Genomic DNA, 21,800 nt, shown 5'->3' with positions numbered 1-21,800 from the left:
ATCATTTCCGCCTGTAAGAGTGACTAGGCATTGCTCATACGTTCTTTGCGGGCTGTTCGGTTCATGAACGACTGTTCCCGGTCAAAGATTCACAAACGGTCGTCTCTGGGAGCAGGTTCGTGGCAGCCCTTGCACGCTGGTGTGTCCGGCACCGCCTCGTCACCGTTCTGCTGTGGCTCCTCGCCTTCGGCGGAGTGTCCGCCGCGGCCACCGTCGCCGGAACGGCGTACTCGAACAACTACGAGGTCCCCGGCACCGAGTCGGGCCGCGCCACGCAACTGCTGGGGGACGGCTTCCAGGGGCTCGGCGGGGACAGCGACACCGTCGTCTGGCACACCGAATCCGGCAGCGTCCGCGCCGCCGACGTCGAGCAGACCATGACCCGCACCCTCGACGAGATGGAGGAGCTGCCGGGCGTCGCCTCCGTGACCAGCCCGTACGGCGGCCACGGCGCGGACCGGATCAGCGAGGACGGGCACACCGCCTACGCCACCGTCACCTTCGAGCAGTCGACCGAGAACCTCGACGCCGCCCAGGTGAAGGCCGTGGTCGAGACGGCGAAGGGCGCCGAGACCGACGGGCTCCAGGTGGAGCTCGGCGGCAACGCCATCGCCCTCACCGAGTCCTCCGGCGGGCATCTCGCCGAGATCGTCGGGGTGGTCGTCGCCGCGGTCGTGCTGTTCCTCGCCTTCGGCTCGCTCGCCGCCTCACTGCTGCCCATCGCCACCGCGCTGATCGGCGTCGGCACCGCCTACGCCGGGATAGCGCTGCTCGGGCACGCCATGACCGTCGCTGACTTCGCGCCCATGCTCGGCATGCTGATCGGACTCGGCGTCGGCATCGACTACGCCCTGTTCGTCGTCACCCGGCACCGCCGCGGCCTCAAACGCGGTCTGAGCGTCACCGAGGCCGCCACCACCGCGGTCGCCACCACCGGACGTGCGGTCGTCTTCGCGGGCGCCACCGTGTGCATCGCCCTGCTCGGCATGCTGATACTGCGCCTGAGCTTCCTCAACGGCGTGGCCATCGCCGCCTCGCTCACCGTCGTCCTCACCGTCGCCGCCTCCGTGACCCTGCTGCCCGCGCTGCTGAAACTGATCGGCATGCGGGCGCTCAGCCGTCGCGAACGGCGCCGCCTCGCCGAGCACGGGCCCCAGCCCGAGATCCCCACGGGGTTCGCCGCACGCTGGTCGGCCTTCGTCGAACGCCACCCCAAGAAGCTCGGCGCCCTCGCCCTCGTCGTCATGACCCTGCTCGCCCTGCCCGCGCTCTCCCTGCGCCTGGGCACCTCCGACCAGGGCAACAACCCCGAGACCTCCACGACCCGGCAGGCCTACGACCTGCTCGCCGACGGCTTCGGCCCCGGCGTCAACGGCCCGCTCACCCTGGTCGGGAAGGTGCACGGCGCCGACGACAGGCTCGCCCTGGACAACCTCGACGCCACCCTGCGCTCCACCGACGGCGTCGCCGCGGTGACCCCGGTGAGCTACAACAGCGGCGGCGACACCGCGTACCTCACCGTCGTACCCGAGTCCTCGCCGCAGTCCCGGCAGACCAGCGAGCTCGTCGACCGGCTGCGCGCCGAGGTGCTGCCGCGCGCCGAGTCCGGCACCTCGCTCGACCTGCACGTCGGCGGAGTCACGGCCGGCTACGACGACTTCGCGGACGTGATCGTCGGCAAGCTGCCGCTGTTCGTCGGCGTCGTCATCGGCCTGGGCTGCGTGCTGCTCCTGCTGGCCTTCCGCTCGATCGGCATCCCGCTGAAGGCCGCCGTCATGAACGTCGCCGCCGTCGCCGCCGCCTTCGGGGTCGTCGTCGCGATCTTCCAGTGGGGCTGGGGCAGCGAACTGCTCGGCCTCGGCCGGGCCGGCCCCATCGAACCCTTCCTGCCCGTGATCATGGTGTCGGTCCTGTTCGGGCTGTCCATGGACTACCAGGTCTTCCTGGTCAGCCGGATGTACGAGGAGTGGCTGGAGACCGGCGACAACCGGCGCGCGGTCCGCGTGGGCCTCGCCGAGACCAGCCGGGTGATCAACTCCGCGGCGGTCATCATGATCTCCGTGTTCCTCGCGTTCGTCCTCAGCGGCGACCGGGTGATCGCGATGTTCGGCATCGCGCTCGCCGCCGCCGTCGCCCTCGACGCCTTCGTCCTGCGTACGCTGCTGGTGCCCGCCCTGATGCATCTGCTCGGCGGCGCCAACTGGTGGCTGCCCCGCTGGCTCGACCGGCGGCTGCCCCGCATCAGCATCGAACCGCCCGAGTGCCGTGCCGCCCATGAGAAGCTCGCCGAAGTTGCGGCCGAGTTCGAAGAGGAGCGGAAACAGGATGTACGCGATATCGCTGGGTGACGGGGCCGAACTGCGCCCGCTGGAGCCCTGGCACGCCGAGGAGTTCCTCACCCACCTGGAGCGGGGCCGGGAGTTCATCAACCGGTACGTGCCCTTCGGCTCACGCGCCACGGACGTGGCCTCGGCCCGCGAGTCGCTCCAGCGGTACGCCGACTGGCGCGCCGCCGACACCGCGGCCCTGCACGGCATCTGGCTCGACGGCAAGCTCGTCGGCGGTGTGCTCACCCTCAACTTCGACGCCGCGCAGGGCAACTGCGAGGTCGGCTGCTGGCTGGAGCCCGCCGCGACCGGGCGCGGCCTGGTCACCCGCGCGATGCGGGTGCTGCTCGACCATGTCGTCCTCGACCGCGGCATCCACCGCGTCGAGTGGATCGCCGCCACCGGCAACACGGCCAGCATCAACGTCGCCCGCCGCCTGGGCATGACCCGGGAGGGCGTGCAGCGCGAGAGCTATCCGCATCGCGGCGTACGGCTGGACATGGAGGTCTGGTCGCTCCTCGCCCCCGAGTGGCGGACGGCCCGTGAGGCCCTCGCCGATCATTAAGGCCCCTCTCAGACTCCGTCCGTACGGTGCGGGGCATGGGAACGAAGACTGAGGACGAGACGGCCGAGACGACCGAGACCACTGAGACCACCGAGACCGTGGCGGACACCGAGGCGCACGATGCCTCGGCTGAAGAGGCCGAGAAGGCCGAGAAGGCCATGGAGGACGCGGAAGCCGAGGCCGTGGAGGATTCCGCCGACGAGGAGGCGGAGGCGGGTCCCTCCGGGGTCGGCCAGGGCGCCGGGGCCGTCGTCTCCGCCGCCCTCGGTCTGGTCTCCCTCACCGGTGGCTGGATCGGCACCGTAGCCTCCGCGCGCGAGTCGCTCATGGGCCAGCTGGAGACCTCGTCGTCGTCCAGCGTCGCCACCATGGTCAAGGAGGGCTACGGCGACGCCTGGCAGGCCAGCGCCCTGTGGGCCGGCCTGTTCGCGCTCGCCGCACTGATCACCGGCGTGGTCGTGCTCGCCCGCCCCGCCTTCGGTGCGCCCGGCAGGCCGCAGGCGCCCTGGATCAAGTCGGTCTCCTGGGCGGGCATCTCCCTCGGCGTCGTCGGCCTGCTGCTGGCCGTGCTGAAGTACACGGACGTCCTGCTGGGCCTGCCCGCCGCATAAGTGCCTTAGACGCGGCCTGAGGCCCCTCAGGCCTGTCTAAGGCCCCTCCCACCTCGGAAGATGCGGAACTCTCCCGATGTGGCGGACCCCCCTGGGAGACGAAGGTTGAGTCATCGCACCGAGCGATGCCGAACCGGGCTCCGGAAGCACCGGAGACCGGGCCTTCACCAGGGAGACGAGATGTTCGAGTACGAGATCCAGCAGCTGCGTTCCGCCGAGCTGATCCGCCGGGCCGACCACGAGCGCCTGGCCCGGGAGGCCGTCCGCCAGGGCCGTGCCGCCCGCACCGAGGCCGAGCGCCGCGCGGCCGGGGCAGGACTGGCCGGCGTACGCCCCGACGAGGCGGAGTCGCATAGCCGCCGCCCGCGCCGGCTGCGTTCACCGCGCACCGCGTGAGCACGGCCGGCGGGCCTGCCGTGCAGACGCGGGACCTGCCGACCCCGGAGCTCCATGAAATGGGTGCACCGCACTTCGATCACCGTGCGATGCTCACCCTCGTGGAGACCAGGTCCGTCAGTCCCGTGTTCATCGGCCGCGCCCAGGAGTTGGACACGCTGAACGATGCGCTCGCCCGCGCTGCCGCGGGCGAGCCGCAGGCGTTTGTCGTCGGCGGCGAGGCCGGAGTCGGAAAGACCCGCCTGGTGGAGGAGTTCACCGACGCCGCCGCCCGCGCGGGGGCCGTCGTCGCGCTCGGCGGCTGTGTGGAGATCGGCGCCGACGGACTGCCCTTCGCCCCGTTCTCCACTGCCCTGCGCGCCCTGCGCCGCGCCCTGCCGGACGAACTCGCCGCCGCGGCCTCCGGTCAGGAGGACGAACTCGCCCGTCTCCTGCCCGAGTTGGGCGACACCGGAGTCGGCCGGCACGACGAGGAGGGCACGGCCCGCCTCTTCGAACTCACCGCCCGACTGCTGGAACGCGCCTCCGCCGACCGCACGGTCGTCGTCGCCCTGGAGGACCTGCACTGGGCCGACACCTCCACCCGCCATCTCCTCGCCTACCTCTTCCGCACCCTGCGCACCGGCCGCCTCGTCGTCCTGGCCACCTACCGCTCCGACGACATCCACCGCCGCCATCCGCTGCGCCCCCTGCTCGCCGAACTCGACCGGTTGCGCACCGTACGCCGCCTCGAACTCGGCCGGTTCAGCCGCGAGGAGGTCGGCCGTCAGATCGCCGGCATCCTCGCCACCGAACCCGACCCCGCACAGGTCGAGGCGATCTTCGAACGCTCCGACGGCAACGCCTTCTTCGTCGAGGAACTCGCCGTCGCCGCCCAGGACGGCTGCCCCACCGGCCTCACCGACTCCCTGCGCGACCTGCTGCTGGTCCGCGTCGAGAGCCTGCCCGACGCCGCCCAGCAGGTCGCCCGGATCGTCGCCGAGGGCGGCTCCACCGTCGAGCACCGGCTCCTCGCGGCGGTCGCCCGGCTCGCCGAGGACGACCTCATCACCGCCCTGCGCGCCGCCGTGAACGCCGGCATCCTCACCCCGGCCCCCGACGGGGACGGCTACCGCTTCCGCCACTCCCTGGTCCGCGAGGCCGTCGCCGACGATCTGCTGCCCGGCGAACGCGCCCGCCTCAACCGCCGCTACGCCGAGGCCCTGGAAGCCGACCCCACGCTCGTCCCCGCCGACGAACGCGTCACCCGCCTGGCCAGCTACTGGTACCACGCGCACGACGCCGCCAAGGCCCTGCCCGCCGTCCTCGACGCCTCCGCCTCCGCCCGCCGCCGCCACGCCTACGCCGAACAACTGCGGCTCCTGGAACGCGCCATGGAGCTGTGGGACAGCGCCCCCGAGGACACCCGCGCAGCCCTGCGGCTCGCCGACTACACCGAGGCCTACTGCGGCTGCGACCCCGCCACCACCACCCTGCGCTACCTCGACCTGCTGGCCGAGGCCGCTGTCGCCGGGCGGCTGTGCGGGGAACGCGAACGCGCCCTGAAGATCACCAAGCGGGCGCTGAACCTGCTCGACGGCGACCCCGACGACGCCCTGCGCGCCGCCTGGTTCTGGACCCAGCGCTCCACGCTCGTGCAGTCCCTGGGCCGCGGCGACGGACACCACGAACTGAGCACCGCCCAGGAACTCCTGCGCGGACTGCCCCCGTCCGAGGTGCACGCCGAGGTGCTCGGCAGCGTCGCCGGCTGGGCGATGCTCCACGAGCCCGGCCCCGAGGCCCTCGCGGCCGCCGAACGCGCCGTGGAGTACGCCCGGATGGTCGGCGCCCGCGAGATCGAACTGAACGCCCGCGTCACCCACGGCGGACTCATGGTCGACGCCGGCCACGTCGACACCGGCCTCGACGAGATGGACCGAGTCAGGGAACAGGCCCTCCGGGAAGACGTCCCCTACGTCGCCGGCCGCGCCTACGCCAACCTGTCCCACGCCCTCGAATCCGTCGGCCGCTCCCGCGAGGCCGCCCCGCTGCTGGAGGAGGGCATCCGCTACACCCAGCGCTACGGCCTGCTGGTCGCCGAGGCGTGGACCTGGGCCAACCTCTCCGACACCCTGTACTCCGTCGGCCGCTGGGACGAGGCCGTCGAGGCCGCACAGAAGGCGGCCCGCCGCGACCTCGGCTCCAAGCCCCTCGGCGCGGCCGCCATGTGCCTCGCCCAGATCTCCCTGGACCGCGGCGACCTGACCGAGGCCGTCGGCCAACTGTCCTCGGCCCAGCGCTACTTCGGCTCCCACGACCGGATGCCGCAGCAGTGGCTGCCCCTGGCCCGTATCGCCGTCGGCGTCGCCGCCGCGGAAGGCCGGCTCCCGGACGCCCGCGCCGAACTCGCCCGTGCCCTGGACGCCGGCATCCCCCCGGGCACCCACCGCTACGCCTGGCCCCTGTTCCTGGACGCCGCCGTCGCCGAGGCCGACGCCCGGACTCTGCCCACCGCCCAGGACGGCCGCGCCGAGGCCCTCGCCCGCATCCGCGAGGCCACCAGGACACTCACCACCGGCGCACCCGTCTGGCACGCCCACGACGCCTGGCTCCGCGCCGAACTCGCCCACGCCCAGGGCGAGGACACCCCCGACACCTGGTCGGCCGTGGTCACCGCCTTCGAGCGCCTGGAACGCCCCTACGACCTCGCCCGCGTCCGCCACCGCCTCGCCGAGGCCCTCCTCACAGCGGGGACGGCCCCCACGGACGAGTCCCGCCGCACGCCGACCGACCGGGACAGCCACACGCCGACCGACCCGGGTCGCCCGACCACCGGCGACGGCACCCGTGCCCGCACCAACAGCACCACCACCGGCCCCAGCCCCCGCCCCGCCGACGACATCCACGACAGCACCACCGACGCCATCTCCGCCCGCGCCACCGACGACGCCCGGGCCCGCGCCACGGAGCTGCTGCGTCTCTCCCTCGCCGCCGCCCGCCACCTCGGTGCCCGTCCGCTGGCCGACCGCGTCACCCGTCTCGCCCGGCGTGCCCGCCTCACCCTCGACCGCACCGCACCGGCGGCGCTCGCCCCCGCCGACCCCGCCGAGGCGCTCGGGCTGACCAGCCGGGAGCGCGATGTGCTCCGCCTGGTCGCTGCCGGGCGCACCAACCGCCAGATAGCCGAGGAACTCTTCATCTCCCCGAAGACGGCCAGCGTCCACGTCTCCAACATCCTCGCCAAGCTCGGCGTCTCCGGCCGGGGTGAGGCGGCGGCGCTGGCTCATCGGCTGGGACTGTTCGCTCCCGGGGCGGTGGATTCCCCGCCTGCGCGATGATGGAACGAGGTGAGCCACCCCGCCACCCGGCCCCGGAAAGGGAGAACGATGTTCAACGCCTTCGAGGAACTCTTCGCTCCGGGCCGCAAGCACACCCGTGACGAGCGGAAGCGGTTGGAGCTGACCCGCGAGGACGTGGGGGACAACGACCCCGGGCGTGGGCCGATAGACCTGGCGTCCGGGAAGGTGGTCGTCCGGGCGCCTCAGCAGGCGGAAGAGGACTCTGGCCGGTCGGGCGAGGAGCGCTCCGAGAGGCCGCCGGAGCAGGTCTAGCTCACCTCCAGCTCCAGAATCCGGTCGTCTCCCTTCTCCGGGGAGCCCCGGCCGTCCGTCTCGCTCGTCACCAGCCACAGCTTGCCCCCGCCCGCGGAGACCACCGTGCGCAGCCGGCCGTACTCGCCCTCCAGGAAGGCCTGCGGATCGGCCGAAGCCGCCGTGCCCTTCAGCGGGACGCGCCACAGCCGCTCGCCGCGCAGGCCCGCCATCCACACGGAGCCCTTGGCGTAGGCGATACCGCTGGGGGAGGCCTCGGAGGTGCGCCACTGGGCTATCGGGTCGATGAAGTCGCCCTCGCCGGAGCGGCCTTCGGCGTCGGGCCAGCCGTAGTTGCCGCCCGGGGAGATCGCGTTCAGCTCGTCCCAGGTGTCCTGGCCGAATTCCGAGGCGAACAGCCGCTGCTTGGCGTCCCAGGCCAGGCCCTGCACATTGCGGTGGCCGAAGGAGTACACCGGGGAGTCGGGGAAGGGGTTGCCCGGCGCCGGTTCGCCCTCAGGGGTCAGCCGCAGGATCTTGCCGCCCAGGGAATCCTTGTCCTGGGACAGGCCGGTGTTGCCGCTCTCGCCCGTGCCGACATGCAGCATGCCGTCCGGGCCGAAGGCGATCCGGCCGCCGTTGTGGATGAAGCCCTTGGGGATGCCCTTGAACACCGTGTCCGGAGCGCCCAGTTGCTCACCCGACGGCTTGTCCGTGTCGTACAGCATCCGCACGATGCGGTTGTCCGACGCGGAGGTGAAGTACGCGTAGACCATGTGGTCCGAGGCGTAGTCCGGCGACAGGGCGATGCCCAGCAGGCCGCCCTCGCCCTCCGGGGACACCCCGGGCACCTCGCCCAGCTCGGTCTTGCGGCCGGTCTCCACGTCGACCCGCAGGATGGTGCCCTCGTCGCGCGAGGAGACCAGCAGATCGCCGTCCGGCAGCGGGGCCAGCCCCCAGGGGGAGTCCAGGCCCTCGGCGACCGTACGGACGACCTTCACCGAGCCCTTCGCGGGCGGGGTCTCCTCGGCGGTCCCGGTGGAGGGTGCCCCGGACGTCGTCCCCCCGGACGCCGTGCTGCTCGCTCCGCCCGGCGGAGACCCTCCGCCGCCGTCCGAGGAGCAGCCGGCCGTCAGCAGAAGCGCGGCCGCGGCCAGCACGGCCGTCCCGACTCGACGTTGCACGATCTTGGTCCCTTCGACGCGGCGGCTACTACTTCTCATACACCGCTCGCGCCCCTCAGGTTCCCGATCCGCGCGACCGGCTTCGCCGGCGATCCATGACACCTCGGCCCGTGGCGTGCGATCCCGTCAGTCTCCCGCGGTCCCGGGCCCGCGGCACGCGATCCCGTCGTCCCGGCATCCCCGGCCCGTGGCGCGCGATCCGTCCGTCTTCCGCGATCCCGGGCCCGCGGCACGCGATCCCGTCGTCCCGGCATCCCCGGCCCGTGGCGCGTGATCCGTCCGTCTTCCGCGGTCCCGGGCCCGTGGCGCGTGATCCGTCCGTCTTCCGCGGTCCCGGGCCCGCGGCACGCGATCCCGTCCGTCTCCCGCGACCCCGGACCCGTGGAGCCCGATCCCGTCAGTCCCAGGATCCCCGTGCCTGAGGCACCCCCGCCAGTTCGGCCAGGTCCCCCTCCGTCAGCCGCAGCCCCGCCGCCCCCGCGTTCTCCACGACCCAGCGCTCCTGCTTGGCCCCCGGCACGGGCACCACGTGCGGGCCCTGGGTCAGTACCCAGGCGAGGGCCACCTGCGCGGGGGTCACGTCGTCGCCGTGGCGGGAGGCGACCCGGCGCAGGCCGGCGACGATGGGCTGGTTGGCGGCCATCATCTCGGCGGTGAAGCGAGGGTGCCGGGCCCGCATGTCGTCCGGCTCGAATCCCTGGCCCGGGGTGAGCGTGCCGGTGAGGAAGCCGTTGCCGAGGGGCATCGCCGCGAGGAAGCCCACGCCGCGGGCCGCGCACCAGGGCAGCAGGGTGCGCAGGGCCTCCGGCGACCACAGGGACAGCTCCGCCTGCACGGCGCTCACCGGGAAGACCTGCTGCACGCGCTGAAGTTGCCGGATCGTCGCGTCGTACAGGCGGGCCCCCGAGCGGCGGCTGCCCCGCACGCCGACCGCGCAGAGCCCCAACGCCCTCACCTTGCCCGCCTGCACGAGCTCGGCCATGGCGCCCCAGGTCTCCTCCACCGGCACCTCGGGGTCGGCGCGGTGCAGTTGGTAGAGGTCGATGACGTCCGTCTGGAGGCGTCGTAGGGACGCGTCGCAGGCCCGCTTCACATAGCCGGGGCGGCCGTTGGCGACGATGTGCTGCTCGCCGACCAGCAGGCCGACCTTGGTCGACACGAAGGCGTCCGCGCGCCGCTCCTTCAACACCCGCCCGAGGAGCAGCTCGTTGGTGAACGGCCCGTACATGTCGGCGGTGTCCAGCAGCGTCGAGCCCGCGTCGAGCGCGCTGTGCACCGCCCTGAGGGACTCCTCGCCCCGCTGCCGTGACGTGCTGTAGGCCCAGCTCATCGGCATGCACCCGAGCCCGACGGCCCCCACCGAGAGTGCCTCCGCGCCGATCGTCCTGCGCTCCACGTGGTCGTGACCCTCCCTTTCTTGGCACCCCAACCTAACCTCTGCGCCCGAGGATCCCTGGCATAGCCTCCTGACCATGACTTCCGATGTGTGGCTGCCGATCCCGCCGGACGAGATCGAGGGCCTTCCCGAGGGCCTGACCTACCGTTTCTGGGACGGCGGCGAGGACGGGAACCAGGAGTTCCCCGCCGACCCCGCGGACTGTGCCGTCTACGTCGTGCCGTACATGAAGCGGTACCCGGTGAAGGTGCGGCCGCTCGCGCAGATGCCGAACCTCCGTCTGGTGCAGACGCTGACCGCGGGCGTGGACGACGTCCTGTCCCGCCTGGACGATCTCGCCCCGGGCGTACAGCTCTGCAACGCGCGCGGGGTGCACGAGGCGAGCACCGCCGAGCTGGCGCTCACCCTCACCCTGGCGTCCCTGCGCGGCATCCCCTCGTTCGTGCGCGCGCAGGAACGCGAGCACTGGCAGGGCACCTTCCACCCGTCGCTCGCCGACAAGAGCGTGCTGATCGTCGGCTACGGGGCGATCGGCTCGGCCATCGAGGACCGGCTCGTGCCGTTCGAGCTCGCGCGGGTCGCGCGCGTCGCACGCTCGGCGCGCACCACGGAGCGCGGCCCCGTGCACCCGATCGCCGATCTGCCCTCCCTGCTGCCCGACGCGGACGTCGTCATCCTGTCCACACCGCTGAACGACAGCACGCGCGGCCTGGTGGGCAAGGACTTCCTGGCCCGGATGAAGGACGGTGCCCTGCTGGTGAACGTCGCGCGCGGGGCCGTCGTGGACACCGGCGCCCTCCTCGCCGAACTGGAGAGCGGCCGTATCACCGCCGCCCTGGACGTCGTCGACCCCGAGCCGCTGCCCACGGGGCACCCGCTGTGGCGCGCGTCCGGGGTGCTCATCAGCCCGCACGTCGGCGGTCCCACGTCCGCGTTCCTGCCGCGCGCCAAGCGGCTCCTCGTAGGGCAGTTGCGCCGTTTTGTGAACCGGGAGCCGCTGGCGAACGTGATCCTTACGACGAGTGCGACCGGCGTGTGATCCGGTTCGGGCACCCTCCGCAGTCCTGCGGATGCGGGCGGTGCTCGCGTTACCCCTGGTCGTCACAGAGCGTAGAGAAGCTATGTCCCTGAGTGACGAGACTGGTGTATCGTCCCGACAGGGGCTGCGCCGCGCACGATCGGCGCCGGGGACGGACATTTCGGACTGTGAGGGGGGCGACGGGCGATGCACGGCCTATGGACAAGCGATCCGACGCGGCGAGGCCGCCGACGGCGACCCTGGCGTGCGGCCGCGCACGAACGCGGCTGCCACGGCAGTCACGGCAATCACAGCAGGAACAGCGGCCACGGCAGCGGAAACAGCCACCGCAGGCACAGTGGCCGCAGGAGGCAGACGCATTCCGCGCACCGGACGCCGAGGGGCGCGGGGGCGGCACGGACCGGGAGCGACCGGTGAGTTCGCCGCCCCCCACGACCACCCTCGACGGAGCGCTGCGTGGCCGGCCGGCACCGGCGTCGGCGCCCCACCGTCCGCCGGTCGGCGGCGGGGTGCGCCCCGGCCGCCAGCTCGGCCTGGCCCTGGTGTGCGCGGGATACGCCGTCGGTTCCGCGCTCGGCTGGGGATCCGAGCAAGCCGCCCTGGTGATGGGCGACTTCGGACTGAGCGCCGCGGCGGGCACCGCGGCCGTCTCCTGTTTCCTCTACGCCCGTAGCCACCGGGTCCGCTTTCGCCCCGCCTGGCTGCTGTTCGCCCTCTCCTCGGCGATGGCGGCCCTGGGCAACCTGATCTGGGGCTGGTACGAGGTCGTGCTGGCCCGGCCCGTGCCGAGCCCGAGCTACGCCGACCTGTTCTTCCTGTGCTTCGCGCCCCCGGCCATCGTCGGCCTGCTGGTGCTCGCCAAACGGCCGGTGACCAAGGCCGGTTGGATCTGTCTCGCGCTGGACGCGTGGCTGATCGCCGGCTCGCTGCTCACCCTGTCGTGGAGCCTGGCGCTCGCGCAGACGGCGAGAGCCGACGACTCCAGCGTGCCGCACACCGCGCTCTCGCTCGCCTACCCGCTGCTCGACATCGCGCTGGTGAGCATGGTGCTCGCGCTGCACTTCCGGCGCTCCGGCGCCCACCGCTCCGCGATCAACACCGCGATCGGCGCTCTCGCCCTGACCGTGATGTGCGACGCGCTGTTCACCTCACCGCTGCTGCACAACAACTACCGCTCCGGCCAACTGCTGGACGCCGGCTGGTTCGCGGGCTCCCTGCTGCTGGCGTACGCCCCCTGGGCCGCGTCCCGGCCGGGGCTGCCCGACGAGGAGCCGCACACGCGCGTGGTCCACGAGCACCTGCCCGGACAGCGCGGCGGCACCCACCATCACCACCGCACCCCGCACGAACCCGGCCGCTACGCCGCGGCCCGGCCCATCACGGGCTCACTGGCGGCCCTGACCCCGTATCTCGCCGCGGCGGTGTGCACCCTCGGCATCCTCTACAACGTCCTGCACGGCCGCAGCGTCGACCGCTTCGTGCTGCTCACCGCGGGCACCGTCGTGCTCGCTCTCGTGGTGCGCCAGGGCATCATGCTGCTCGACAACATCACCCTCACCCAGGAGCTGGCGCAGAAGGAGAACCACTTCCGCTCCCTGGTGCAGGGCTCCAGCGACGTCATCATGATCGCCGCACCCAACGGCGTCCTGCGGTACGTCTCCCCGGCCGCGGCCGGGGTCTACGGACGCCCCGCCGAGGACCTGGTGGGCAGCGAACTGGCCGAGCTGATCCACCCCGAAGACCTGGGCTGCGTCGTCCACGAGGTGCGCCGCTTCCTCGCCGCCAGTCCGGCCGACGAACCCACCACCCGCATCGAGTGCCGCTTCAGGTCCGGCGACGGCGGCTGGCTGAACGTGGAGTCCACCGTCAACCGCCACCACGGCGGCCTGATCTTCAACAGCCGGGACGTGACCGAAAGAGTGCGCCTGCAGGCGCAGCTCCAGCACAACGCCGAGCACGACCCGCTCACCGACCTGCCCAACCGCGCCCTGTTCACCCGGCGCGTGCAGCAGGCCCTGTCCGGCCGCCGCTCCACCGACCGCGGTACGGCGGTGCTGTTCATCGACCTCGACGGCTTCAAGGCGGTCAACGACACCATCGGGCACCAGGCCGGCGACGAACTCCTCGTCCAGGCCGCGCGCCGCCTCCAGGAGGCGGTCCGCCAGTCCGACACCGCGGCGCGGCTGGGCGGCGACGAGTTCGCGGCCCTGATCGTCGGGGACGGCGGCCGCGACCGGGTGGCCCGCGAACGGCACATCCTGGAGCTCGCCGACCGCCTCAGGCTCACGCTGTCGCAGCCGTACGCGATCGACGGCAACGATGTCCGCGTGGCCGCCTCCATCGGGGTCTCCTTCGCCGAGCCCGGCCTCGGCGCGGGCGAGCTGCTGCGCAACGCCGACCTCGCGATGTACCGGGCCAAATCGGCCGGCAAGGGCCGGGTCGAGCTGTACAAGCCGCAGATGCAGCAGGACGTCGTACGCAAGGCGGAACTGGCGACGAGACTGCGGTCCGCGCTGCACGACGGCGAGTTCACCCTGCTGCACCAGCCGGTGGTGTGCCTGGAGGACGGCCGGATCACCTCGGTCGCGGCGCAGGCACGCTGGCGGTCCTCGCAAGGGGTGCTGTTCACGCCCGCGGAGTTCCTGCGGGTGGCCGAGGACAGCGAGAAGACCGCCGAGCTGGGCCGGTGGGTGCTCCAGGAGGCCGTCGAGCAGGCCGCCGAGCGCGCCGCGACCGGCCTCGCCGTGCCCGTCGTCGTCCGGATGAGCGCCCGCAGGCTGCTGGACCGCTCCCTGCCGCTCGGCTCGGTCGAGGCGCTGCTGACCCGGCACGGGCTGCCCTCGGGCGCGCTGGTGATCGAACTGTCCGACCCCGACCCCAGAGTCGCCCTGGACGAGCTGGAGCGGCGCCTGAGCGCCCTCAGACGGCTCGGCGTACGGGTCGCGCTCGACGGGTTCAGCAATGGATTCGCGGCGATCACCGCCCTTCGGCGGCTGCCCGTCGACATACTGAAGCTGGACCGCAGTCTCGTCGAGGGTGTCGTCGAGTCCGCGCGGCTGCACAAGATCACCGGCGGGCTGCTGCGTATCGCGGGTGATCTCGGGCTCCAGTCGGTCGCCGACGGGGTGGACCTGCCGGAACAGGTCGTCGCCCTGCGCGCGATGGGCTGTACGCACGGACAGGGCATGGCCTTCTCCGGGGCGCTGGACGAGTACCGGCTGCGCCGGGCGCTCACTTCCGGCCATTTCCCGGTGCCGCACGGCCCGGCCGAACCCGCGTTCGCGGGCGGGGTCGGCCGCGGCTACGAGGGCGTGACCACCGGCGTGACCTCGGGAGTGACCTCGGGCGTGACCACCATCTTCGGTGGCGGGACGGCCCTGCGCTCACATAATGAGACTCCCGTCCCACCCACTTGACAGTAGGTGCGCGCCGGGGGGAGGGTCAGTGCCATGCGCACCCGAATTCTCGTACTTGGAAAGCGCGTCGGCTGAAGCTGGTGACGTCCGGACCGACCCGGACTCCCGGCAGACCCACCCGGCGCGCTCCCCTCGCTTGCCTTATGGCACGAGGGGTTTTTTGTTGCACAGGACGCCCTGTACAACAGCCGCAAGTCGCACGAACCTCGCAAAAACCCTCAGCATCGAGAAGAGAATGCCGATGACCGAGCAGGCCACCGGGGCCCACCATCCGCAGCCGCGGCCCCGATCCGGAGGACAGCAGTCCGCCCCCGAGCACGTCACGGGTGCGCAGTCCCTCATCCGCTCTCTCGAGGAGGTCGGCGCCGACACGGTATTCGGCATTCCCGGCGGTGCGATCCTTCCCGCGTACGACCCGCTGATGGACTCGACCCGGGTGCGCCACGTCCTGGTCCGTCACGAGCAGGGCGCAGGCCACGCGGCCACCGGCTACGCGCAGGCCACCGGCAAGGTCGGCGTCTGCATGGCCACCTCGGGACCCGGCGCGACCAACCTGGTCACCCCGATCGCGGACGCCCACATGGACTCGGTGCCGCTCGTGGCGATCACCGGGCAGGTGGCCTCCAAGGCGATCGGCACGGACGCCTTCCAGGAGGCGGACATCGTCGGCATCACCATGCCGATCACCAAGCACAACTTCCTGGTCACCAAGGCCGAGGACATCCCGCGGATCATCGCGCAGGCCTTCCACATCGCCTCCACCGGCCGCCCCGGCCCGGTCCTGGTCGACATCGCCAAGGACGCCCTCCAGGCGAAGACCACCTTCTCCTGGCCGCCCACCATGGACCTGCCCGGCTACCGCCCGGTGACCAAGCCGCACGCCAAGCAGATCCGCGAGGCCGCCAAGCTGATCACCGCCGCCAAGCGGCCCGTCCTCTACGTCGGCGGCGGCGTCCTCAAGGCCCAGGCCACGGCCGAGCTGAAGGTCCTCGCCGAACTCACCGGAGCGCCCGTCACCACCACCCTGATGGCGCTCGGCGCATTCCCCGACAGCCACCCGCTGCACGTGGGGATGCCGGGCATGCACGGTGCGGTCACCGCCGTCACCGCGCTGCAGAAGGCCGACCTGATCGTCGCCCTCGGAGCCCGCTTCGACGACCGCGTCACCGGCAAGCTGGACAGCTTCGCCCCGTACGCCAAGATCGTCCACGCCGACATCGACCCCGCGGAGATCGGCAAGAACCGCGCCGCCGACGTGCCGATCGTCGGTGACGCCCGCGAGGTCATCGCCGACCTGATCCAGGCCGTGCAGAAGGAGCACAGCGACGGCAACAAGGGCGACTACACCGCCTGGTGGAAGGACCTCAGCCGCTGGCGCGACACCTACCCGCTCGGCTACGACCAGCCCGAGGACGGCTCGCTGTCCCCGCAGGCGGTCATCGAGCGGATCGGCCAACTCGCCCCGGAGGGCACGATCTTCGCGGCGGGCGTCGGCCAGCACCAGATGTGGGCCGCGCACTTCATCCAGTACGACAAGCCCGCCACCTGGCTCAACTCCGGCGGCGCCGGAACGATGGGCTACGCCGTCCCGGCCGCCATGGGCGCCAAGGCCGGCGCGCCGGAGCAGACCGTCTGGGCGATCGACGGCGACGGCTGCTTCCAGATGACCAATCAGGAGCTCACCACCTGCGCCCTGAACAACATCCCGATCAAGGTCGCCGTCATCAACAACGGCGCCCTCGGGATGGTCCGCCAGTGGCAGACGCTGTTCTACAACCAGCGCTACTCCAACACCGTCCTGCACTCCGGCCCGGAGGACGTCAACCCCGACGCCCGCGGCACCCGCGTCCCCGACTTCGTGAAGCTGTCGGAGGCCATGGGCTGCTACGCGATCCGCTGCGAGCGCCCGGAGGACCTGGACAAGGTCATCGAGGAGGCGAACTCGATCAACGACCGCCCGGTCGTCATCGACTTCATCGTCCACGAGGACGCCATGGTGTGGCCGATGGTCGCCGCCGGAACCTCCAACGACGAGATCATGGCCGCCCGGGACGTCCGCCCCGACTTCGGCGACAACGAAGACGACTGAGCGAGAGAGACGTAAAAGATCATGTCCAAGCACACGCTCTCCGTGCTGGTGGAGAACACCCCGGGCATCCTGGCCAGGATCGCCGCCCTGTTCTCCCGCCGCGGCTTCAACATCGACTCCCTCGCGGTCGGCGTCACCGAGCACCCCGACATCTCCCGCATCACCATCGTGGTGAACGTCGAGGACCTGCCGCTGGAGCAGGTGACCAAGCAGCTCAACAAGCTCGTCAACGTGCTGAAGATCGTCGAACTCGAGCCCGCGCAGGCCGTTCAGCGCGAACTCGTTCTGGTGAAGGTGCGTGCCGACAACGAGACGCGCTCGCAGATCGTCGAGATCGTCCAGCTGTTCCGCGCCAAGACCGTCGACGTCTCCCCGGAGGCCGTCACCATCGAGGCCACCGGATCCAGCGACAAGCTGTCCGCCATGCTGAAGATGCTGGAGCCCTTCGGCATCAAGGAGCTGGTCCAGTCCGGCACCATCGCGATCGGCCGCGGCTCCCGCTCGATCACGGACCGGTCGCTGCGCGCCCTCGACCGGTCGGCGTAAGCAACGGAACGGGCGGCCGGCGACACGCGGCCGCCCGTATACCGAGACCCCGAAACTTCCCTTCCCCCCGCCGTCATACGGTGGGACGCAACACCTGCACCCAAGGAGAGAACCCAAAGTGGCCGAGCTGTTCTACGACGCCGACGCCGACCTGTCCATCATCCAGGGCCGCAAGGTCGCGGTCATCGGGTACGGCTCCCAGGGCCACGCCCACGCCCTGTCGCTGCGCGACTCCGGTGTCGACGTGCGTGTCGGTCTGCACGAGGGCTCCAAGTCCAAGGCCAAGGCCGAGGAGCAGGGCCTGCGCGTGGTGACCCCCGCCGAGGCCGCCGCCGAGGCCGACGTCATCATGATCCTCATCCCGGACCCGATCCAGGCCCAGGTCTACGAGGAGTCCATCGCTCCGAACCTGAAGGACGGCAAGGCGCTGTTCTTCGCCCACGGCTTCAACATCCGCTTCGGCTTCATCAAGCCCCCGGCCGGCGTGGACGTCGCCCTGGTCGCCCCGAAGGGCCCGGGTCACCTGGTCCGCCGCCAGTACGAGGAGGGCCGCGGCGTCCCCGCGATCGCCGCGGTGGAGCAGGACGCCACCGGCAACGCCTTCGCGCTGGCCCTGTCGTACGCCAAGGCCATCGGCGGCACCCGTGCCGGTGTCATCAAGACGACCTTCACCGAGGAGACCGAGACCGACCTGTTCGGTGAGCAGGCCGTGCTGTGCGGTGGCACCTCCGCCCTGGTCAAGGCCGGCTTCGAGACCCTGGTCGAGGCGGGCTACCAGCCGGAGATCGCCTACTTCGAGTGCCTGCACGAGCTGAAGCTGATCGTCGACCTCATGTACGAGGGCGGCCTGGAGAAGATGCGCTGGTCCGTCTCCGAGACGGCCGAGTGGGGCGACTACGTCACCGGCCCGCGCATCATCACCGACGCCACCAAGGCCGAGATGAAGCAGGTCCTCGCCGAGATCCAGGACGGCACGTTCGCCCAGAACTGGATGGACGAGTACCACGGCGGTCTGAAGAAGTACAACGAGTACAAGGACCAGGACTCCGAGCACCTGCTGGAGACCACCGGCAAGCAGCTGCGCAAGCTGATGAGCTGGGTGAACGAGGAGGCCTAAAGCCTCCTGACGGCGGGGCCGGAGCAGTCGCTCCGGCCCCGTTGTCCAACCCGTCCAGCCACGGACGGGTGATCCTTCCGTAGAGGCGAAGAACGCACGGCGTGGCGCCACTACACTTCTGAGGAACATACGCGTTCAGGCCCACAGCGTCGTGCGTCTTCCACGCGGCTAGCCCCTCCACCGCCTGCGGCCGTCGGGACGGCCGTCCGCATGCATTGGACTTGTGAGGACTCACGTGAGCTCGAAACCTGTCGTACTCATCGCTGAAGAGCTGTCGCCCGCGACCGTCGACGCACTCGGACCCGACTTCGAGATCCGGCACTGCAACGGCGCCGACCGCGCCGAGCTGCTGCCCGCCATCGCCGATGTCGACGCGATCCTGATCCGCTCGGCCACCAAGGTCGACGCCGAGGCGATCGCCGCCGCGAACAAGCTGAAGGTCGTCGCACGAGCCGGTGTCGGCCTGGACAACGTCGACGTCTCCGCCGCCACCAAGGCCGGCGTGATGGTCGTCAACGCCCCGACCTCCAACATCGTCACCGCCGCCGAGCTGGCCTGCGGTCTGCTGCTGGCCACCGCGCGCCACATCCCGCAGGCCAACACCGCGCTGAAGAACGGCGAGTGGAAGCGCAGCAAGTACACGGGCGTCGAGCTCGCCGAGAAGACCCTCGGTGTCGTCGGCCTCGGCCGCATCGGCGCGCTCGTCGCGCAGCGCATGTCGGCGTTCGGTATGAAGGTCGTCGCCTACGACCCCTACGTGCAGCCCGCGCGCGCCGCGCAGATGGGCGTGAAGGTCCTCTCCCTCGACGAGCTGCTCGAGGTCTCGGACTTCATCACCGTCCACCTGCCCAAGACCCCCGAGACCCTCGGTCTCATCGGTGACGAGGCACTGCACAAGGTCAAGCCGAGCGTGCGGATCGTCAACGCCGCGCGCGGTGGGATCGTCGACGAGGCGGCGCTGTTCTCGGCGCTGAAGGAGGGCCGGGTCGCCGGTGCCGGCCTCGACGTGTACGCGAAGGAGCCCTGCACGGACTCCCCGCTCTTCGAGCTCGACCAGGTCGTCTGCACCCCGCACCTCGGTGCCTCCACCGACGAGGCGCAGGAGAAGGCCGGCATCGCCGTCGCCCGCTCGGTGCGTCTCGCGCTCGCCGGTGAGCTGGTCCCGGACGCGGTGAACGTCCAGGGCGGTGTCATCGCCGAGGACGTCAAGCCGGGCCTGCCGCTCGCCGAGCGCCTCGGCCGCATCTTCACCGCCCTCGCGGGCGAGGTGGCCGTCCGCCTCGACGTCGAGGTCTACGGCGAGATCACGCAGTACGACGTGAAGGTGCTGGAGCTGTCCGCGCTCAAGGGCGTCTTCGAGGACGTCGTCGACGAGACGGTCTCCTACGTCAACGCCCCGCTGTTCGCGCAGGAGCGCGGTGTCGAGGTGCGCCTGACGACCAGCTCGGAGTCCCCGGACCACCGCAACGTCGTCACCGTGCGCGGCACCCTCGGCACCGGCGAGGAGGTGTCGGTGTCCGGCACGCTGGCCGGCCCGAAGCACCTGCAGAAGATCGTCGCCGTCGGCGACTACGACGTGGACCTGGCGCTCGCCGACCACATGGTCGTCCTGCGCTACGAGGACCGTCCCGGTGTCGTCGGCACCGTCGGCCGCATCCTCGGCGAGGCGGGCATCAACATCGCCGGCATGCAGGTCGCCCGCGCGGCCGTCGGCGGCGAGGCCCTCGCCGTGCTGACCGTCGACGACACGGTGCCCTCCGGGGTGCTGGCGGAGCTGGCCACGGAGATCGGCGCCACGTCGGCCCGCTCGGTCAACCTGGTCTGACGCCACTGGGGGCTCCGCCCCCAGCCCCCCGACACAGTCGGCCGAGAGACGAGCGTAGAACGCCGGTCGGGCTGAGAGTCTCTCTCAGCCCGACCGGCGTTCTCGTGTCTCAGACCGAGACCGTCTCGCGGTCCTCCGCCGGAGCCTCCCGCACGGAGATCCCCCGCAGCGACACCGCCGCCAGTCCCGCGGCGGCGATCAGCAGCACCACCGCCGCGATCGACGCGGCCTGCATCCCGCTGGTGAAGGCCTCCCGAGCGGCGGTGGCCAGCCCCGGGACCCGGTCGGCGACGGCCAGCGCCCCGCCCAGGGTCTCGCGGGCGACCTCCGGCGCCGAGTCGGGCATCTCGGAGCGGTAGACCGCGGTGCCGACGGAGCCGAGCACCGCCATACCGAGGGCGCCGCCGAACTCCGCGCCCGTCTCCAGCAGCGAGGAGGCGGAACCCGCCCGCTCCACGGGGGCCGCGCCCAGTGCGAGGTCGGTGATCTGGGCCATCACGGTGACGATCCCGACGGCAAGCACTCCGCACGCCGTGAGCACCAGCGGCATCGAGTCCGTGCCGGCGAAGGCCAGCAGCCCGTAGCCGCCCGCGCCGATCGCGAAGCCCGCCGTCACGACGTAGGCGCGATCGACGCCCTTCTGCACCAGCATGGTGGCCACCGGTGCGGCCGCGCCGATCGGCACCGACGGCAGCAGCGCCCACAGGGCCGCCTCCAGCGCGCTCTTGTCGAGCACCGACTGCAGGTACTGCGTGGTGAAGAACGCCGAGCCCATCATCGCGAACGTGGACAGCAGGTTCAGGACGACGGACGGCGCGAAGCCGCGGCCCTGGAACAGCGCGGGGTCGATCATCGGCGAGGCCGTGGTGCGCAGCCGGTGCACGAAGAGCGCGGCGAACAGCAGGCCGACCGTGATCGAGACGACGTAGCGGACGGACCAGCCCTCGGCCGCGATCTCCTTCAGGCCGTAGATCACAGGCAGTACCGCGGCCATGGACAGCGGGATGCTCAGCCAGTCGAAGCGGCCGGGCGCGGGGTCCTTGGACTCCGGCAGCAGGATCGGGCCGAGGACCAGCAGCAGCACCATCGCGGGCAGGTTGACCAGGAACACCGAGCCCCACCAGAAGTACTCCACCAGCAGGCCGCTCATCACCGAGCCGAGGGCGATGCCGCCGGTCATCACGCCGGACCACACCCCGATGGCCTTCGCACGCTGGCCGGGGTCGGTGAACATCGTGCGCAGCAGGGCCATCGTCGACGGCATCAGGGTCGCGCCGCCGATGCCGAGGACCGCGCGAGCCGCGATCAGCGTCTCGGCGCTGTTGGCGTACGCCGCGACCAGGGAGGCCGTGCCGAAGGCGGCCGCGCCCATCAGGAGCAGCCGGCGGCGGCCGATGCGGTCGCCGAGCGAGCCCATCGTCATCAGCAGGCCGGCCAGGACGAACCCGTAGATGTCGAAGATCCACAGCTGCTGGGTGGCGGTGGGCTCCAGGTCGGCGCCGATGGACGGGATCGCGAAGTAGAGGACGGAGACGTCCATCGACACCAGCAGCAGCGGCAGCATCAGCACGGCCAGGGCGGTCCATTCGCGCCGCCCGGCACGGGAGTTGAGAGGAGACGTGTTCATCGGGTTCGTCATGAGGAGCAATGTACAGGCGTCATAAACGCCTGTCTAGAACGAATGTATAAGTCATGCGTATGGGACGGTTGTATGGATCGG

The 21,800-nt window shown here is 71.5% G+C and carries 15 protein-coding genes; 12 read left to right on the top strand and 3 right to left on the bottom strand.

Annotation, left to right across the window (positions count from 1 at the left end):
* The first annotated feature begins 119 nt into the window (after positions 1 to 119).
* The 6 genes from RKD23_RS11675 to RKD23_RS11650 all read left to right on the top strand — a co-directional run bounded on the left by RKD23_RS11675 (position 120) and on the right by RKD23_RS11650 (position 7,489).
* Positions 120 to 2,348 (top strand): MMPL family transporter, encoded by a 2,229-nt coding sequence (locus tag RKD23_RS11675; protein WP_424853621.1) that lies wholly within the window; start codon positions 120 to 122, stop codon positions 2,346 to 2,348.
* Positions 2,326 to 2,892 (top strand): GNAT family N-acetyltransferase, encoded by a 567-nt coding sequence (locus tag RKD23_RS11670; protein ID WP_424853620.1) that lies wholly within the window; start codon positions 2,326 to 2,328, stop codon positions 2,890 to 2,892. Before RKD23_RS11675 ends, RKD23_RS11670 begins: the two co-directional genes overlap by 23 nt.
* 35 nt (positions 2,893 to 2,927) lie before the next feature.
* Positions 2,928 to 3,503 (top strand): hypothetical protein, encoded by a 576-nt coding sequence (locus tag RKD23_RS11665; RefSeq protein WP_424853619.1) that lies wholly within the window; start codon positions 2,928 to 2,930, stop codon positions 3,501 to 3,503.
* Positions 3,504 to 3,683: 180 nt separating this feature from the next.
* Entirely contained in the window at positions 3,684 to 3,899 is a 216-nt protein-coding gene (locus RKD23_RS11660) for a hypothetical protein (RefSeq protein ID WP_424853618.1), read from the top strand.
* An 89-nt stretch (positions 3,900 to 3,988) separates the two neighbouring features.
* Complete coding sequence (locus tag RKD23_RS11655; protein WP_424853617.1) at positions 3,989 to 7,216, top strand: helix-turn-helix transcriptional regulator; 3,228 nt, start codon at positions 3,989 to 3,991, stop codon at positions 7,214 to 7,216.
* Positions 7,217 to 7,264: 48 nt separating this feature from the next.
* Entirely contained in the window at positions 7,265 to 7,489 is a 225-nt protein-coding gene (locus RKD23_RS11650; RefSeq protein WP_424853616.1) for a DUF6191 domain-containing protein, read from the top strand.
* Here the strand turns inward: RKD23_RS11650 and RKD23_RS11645 are convergent.
* On the bottom strand, positions 7,486 to 8,691 hold the full coding sequence (locus RKD23_RS11645) for a PQQ-dependent sugar dehydrogenase (protein ID WP_424853615.1): 1,206 nt from the start codon (positions 8,689 to 8,691) through the stop codon (positions 7,486 to 7,488). The two genes, RKD23_RS11650 and RKD23_RS11645, sit on opposite strands and share 4 nt — an antisense overlap.
* A 358-nt stretch (positions 8,692 to 9,049) precedes the next feature.
* Positions 9,050 to 10,048, bottom strand: coding sequence for an aldo/keto reductase (locus RKD23_RS11640; RefSeq protein ID WP_424853614.1), 999 nt, complete (start codon positions 10,046 to 10,048; stop codon positions 9,050 to 9,052).
* 76 nt (positions 10,049 to 10,124) lie between these two features.
* On the opposite strand from RKD23_RS11640, the gene RKD23_RS11635 reads away from it, so the two are divergent.
* The 6 genes from RKD23_RS11635 to serA all read left to right on the top strand — a co-directional run bounded on the left by RKD23_RS11635 (position 10,125) and on the right by serA (position 20,080).
* Positions 10,125 to 11,087, top strand: coding sequence for a 2-hydroxyacid dehydrogenase (locus RKD23_RS11635; RefSeq protein WP_424853613.1), 963 nt, complete (start codon positions 10,125 to 10,127; stop codon positions 11,085 to 11,087).
* Between the two features lie 413 nt (positions 11,088 to 11,500).
* The gene (locus RKD23_RS11630) at positions 11,501 to 14,503 is read left to right on the top strand and encodes a putative bifunctional diguanylate cyclase/phosphodiesterase (protein WP_424853612.1); all 3,003 of its coding nucleotides are present in this window, start codon (positions 11,501 to 11,503) and stop codon (positions 14,501 to 14,503) included.
* Positions 14,504 to 14,744: 241 nt separating this feature from the next.
* Positions 14,745 to 16,592: an acetolactate synthase large subunit gene (locus RKD23_RS11625; protein WP_424853611.1), complete on the top strand. Its 1,848-nt coding sequence runs from the start codon at positions 14,745 to 14,747 to the stop codon at positions 16,590 to 16,592.
* Positions 16,593 to 16,613: 21 nt separating this feature from the next.
* Positions 16,614 to 17,138 carry an acetolactate synthase small subunit gene (gene ilvN / locus RKD23_RS11620; protein WP_424853610.1) on the top strand — a complete coding sequence of 175 codons (525 nt, stop codon included), beginning with the start codon at positions 16,614 to 16,616 and terminating at the stop codon, positions 17,136 to 17,138.
* A gap of 118 nt (positions 17,139 to 17,256) precedes the next feature.
* Positions 17,257 to 18,255 carry a ketol-acid reductoisomerase gene (ilvC, locus tag RKD23_RS11615; RefSeq protein WP_404046162.1) on the top strand — a complete coding sequence of 333 codons (999 nt, stop codon included), beginning with the start codon at positions 17,257 to 17,259 and terminating at the stop codon, positions 18,253 to 18,255.
* Positions 18,256 to 18,490: 235 nt separating this feature from the next.
* On the top strand, positions 18,491 to 20,080 hold the full coding sequence (gene serA, locus RKD23_RS11610; RefSeq protein WP_404046164.1) for a phosphoglycerate dehydrogenase: 1,590 nt from the start codon (positions 18,491 to 18,493) through the stop codon (positions 20,078 to 20,080).
* Positions 20,081 to 20,189: 109 nt separating this feature from the next.
* Here the strand turns inward: serA and RKD23_RS11605 are convergent, their stop codons facing one another.
* Positions 20,190 to 21,719 (bottom strand): MFS transporter, encoded by a 1,530-nt coding sequence (locus tag RKD23_RS11605; RefSeq protein ID WP_424853609.1) that lies wholly within the window; start codon positions 21,717 to 21,719, stop codon positions 20,190 to 20,192.
* Between the last annotated feature and the right edge of the window lie 81 nt (positions 21,720 to 21,800).

The organism is Streptomyces sp. SAI-170 (assembly GCF_049739565.1).
Taxonomy (GTDB): Bacteria; Actinomycetota; Actinomycetes; order Streptomycetales; family Streptomycetaceae; genus Streptomyces.
This window is presented reverse-complemented; position numbering and strand designations above follow the sequence as displayed.